This window comes from Dietzia cercidiphylli, assembly GCF_014145145.1.
GTDB lineage: Bacteria > Actinomycetota > Actinomycetes > Mycobacteriales > Mycobacteriaceae > Dietzia > Dietzia natronolimnaea.
On the sequence record NZ_JAALEA010000463.1, the window covers coordinates 1 to 2,122 of the forward strand.

Below are 2,122 nucleotides of genomic sequence, written 5' to 3' on the forward strand. Positions count from 1 at the left end.
CTGGATCGTGTTGAGCGCGGCGCCCTTGCGCAGGGGTGATGTCCCGCTCGAACTCGGCGTTGATGCTCAGCGTGTGGCCGGTGAACACGGGTACGCGCACGCAGGTGCCGGCGACGCGCAGCTCCGGCAGCCCGAGGATCTTGCGCGACTCGTTGCGCAGCTTCTGCTCCTCGTCGGTCTCCTCGGACCCGTCGTCGATACTCCGTCTTCGCCCACTCTGACCCGCCACAACCCTCTCCCGCTTCCACGTTAGTTTTCGGTCCATGTACCCCTCTCGGTACGCCCACGCGACGAGACTCGCCCCGGATTTCACCGGCAACCACATCCCCGTCGCAAGCAGGTCATCTACGACCCGCTCTGCATCGCCACGATCGATATCGTCGAGGACGTGAAGTGCCTCGGTGGCGATCCACATCGAGTCCCGGGCCTCGACCATGCGCTCGACCGCCTGGCTGAGCGCCTCACGTTCGTCGATAATCGCGGTGCAGCTGTGCGCTTGCGCATATGCGATCACCGCGGCCTCACCGGCGTGCTCAGCAGCTGTCTCGGCTCCCATGTCGGACTGGATCGCCAGCTGCACTGCTCCCTCGTCGGAATCGAGGACGACGAGTTCGGTCCACTCACACTCCGCGATTGCCGGAATCCCGGAGTAGCGCTCGCGCGCCAACTCAACCTCGGCGTTCACCGCGTCCGGTATCAATATCACTCGCCCGCTGGGCGAGAGCCTTCGCAGTATCTCGCCGTGGCCTGCACGATGCCAGTGGGTGAACACACTCGTGTCCATGACCCATCGTTCAGGCATCTCCGTCGATCACCTCGAAGGGTGACTCGTCTCGTGGACGCAGCTCTGCGTCGCTGATTGATCCGCGCAGCATCTGCAGCGCTCGCTTACGTGTGAGTTTGGCATCTTCGTACCCGCGCACCACAGCGGCTGCAAATTGCGGGGACAGCCGCGGAGCGACGAGGTCGTCAGCGGGTAGCGGGACACCCACCGCCACAAAGTCCCCAGCAAATGGGACTTCCCGCGCGAGCGCCACACGCTCGCGCTCTTCGATCAGACCCACGTTCTTGAGCTGGTTGACCGTAGCCGTCCACGAGACCCGGTACTTGCCGGCGATGCGGATGGCGCGGCGGCGTGGGCTCTCCGTCGGGTAGTCACTCCACAACTTCGCCGCTCCCTCGCGGGGGATCAGGAAGTGAATAGCAACCGACTTGACCATCGTCTCGGAATCGGAGCTGTGTGCGTCATAGGCGTCGCCTACCAGCCAGTGCGCTAGTTCATGGGCGACCGTGACTCGCTTGCGCCCCTGCGGCTGCTCAGAATTGATCACCGCAGCGGCCACCGCCGTGTCGCTGTCCCCGTCGACGGTCACACAGGCACCATCCGCCGACTCACCGTAGTTACCCACGAACACGTACATCCCGAGCCGCTCGCAGACCGAGAGAATATCGGGGATGGGCTCGTTGTCCAGCCCGGCCCGTCTGCGCGCCTCGTGGGCAACCCGCTCCGCGTCCTCATGACGGTCGGGCACCGCCGATTCGGGTCGGCGCACAGTCGAGATCAGTTCTTTGTGCATCAGCGATCGCATGTCGTCAGCTAGCAACTCGATTGCCTCGTCCATGCGCTCTGTGACTTCCGGGTCGAATCCGGCGTCGGTGCGGCGGCTGATCACCGCAGGCACTTCGTCCATCACGAACCACTGCAATGGCTTGTCGAGCGTCGCGGCGATGGCGAACATTTCCGTCGCCGAGACGCGTCGGGTTCCCGATTCCACCTTGCTGACCGAAGTGTGATCGAGCTGGCCCAACACTTCCGCAAGCTGCCGCTGCGACATGCCGGCAGCTACTCGCGCCTCCGCGATACGCCTACCGAGTGCCTTCGCGTCCATGCTTGCGATTCTGGCACATCAAGCAGCTTGCGTGTAGCGGCCACTCAGTGTGGAGTTCCGCGGCTCCCCCGCTCGCGACCGGCGCCGCCGCCCAATCAGCGTGACCGGGCGACGGCTCTCGTCAAGGGCTGCTGCGGAGCTCGTCATCGTCGTCCTACCGAACGGCTCCCCCCCTCGGCTGACTACGTGACCAGCACCGGCGTTACTTGACCAGCAGCTCCGCGATCTGGATC

General features: G+C 64.7%; 1 protein-coding gene and 2 pseudogenes. All 3 read right to left on the minus strand.

Annotated elements, in window-relative coordinates; genetic code table 11:
* Positions 1-199 (minus strand): annotated as a pseudogene (locus tag G6028_RS15605) (Asd/ArgC dimerization domain-containing protein); the annotation flags it as partial.
* A gap of 168 nt (positions 200-367) precedes the next feature.
* A pseudogene (locus G6028_RS18255) lies at positions 368-802 on the minus strand (PIN domain-containing protein); the annotation flags it as partial.
* Positions 795-1,889, minus strand: coding sequence for a helix-turn-helix domain-containing protein (locus G6028_RS15610; RefSeq protein ID WP_182611043.1), 1,095 nt, complete (start codon positions 1,887-1,889; stop codon positions 795-797). The pseudogene G6028_RS18255 and the gene G6028_RS15610, both read right to left, overlap by 8 nt.
* Between the last annotated feature and the right edge of the window lie 233 nt (positions 1,890-2,122).